This window comes from Paraburkholderia sp. SIMBA_027 (assembly GCF_046535315.1).
Lineage (GTDB): Bacteria > Pseudomonadota > Gammaproteobacteria > Burkholderiales > Burkholderiaceae > Paraburkholderia > Paraburkholderia tropica.
The window spans coordinates 1-238 of the sequence record NZ_JAWRWY010001547.1 but is presented as its reverse complement, the minus strand read 5'-3'; the positions used below and the strand labels follow the sequence as shown (position 1 = coordinate 238).

1 protein-coding gene is annotated in these 238 nt (G+C 69.7%); it reads right to left on the bottom strand.

What is annotated here, in order from left to right; translation table 11 throughout:
• The coding region (locus SB764_RS44380; protein WP_410867359.1) for a LysR family transcriptional regulator at nt 1-238 on the bottom strand (238 nt) is incomplete at both ends.

The window sequence follows — 238 nt, the reverse complement described above, 5'->3', positions numbered from 1 at the left end:
CAGCACGTTCAGGTAATCGGGGCAGCCGATCCGGTAGGTGCGCACGGAGGTGCGCGCGTCGAAGGTCGGCTGCTGGATGCGGATGAAGTCGATCACGCGCAGCGCATTGCGCAGCGGCTCGATCAGCCGCGCGCCGAACTCGGTCGGCACCATGCCGTAGCGGCTGCGCACCAGCAGTGGATCGCCGAGCAGCGTGCGCAGCCGCTTGAGCGCGGCGCTCGTCGCCGGCTGCGACATG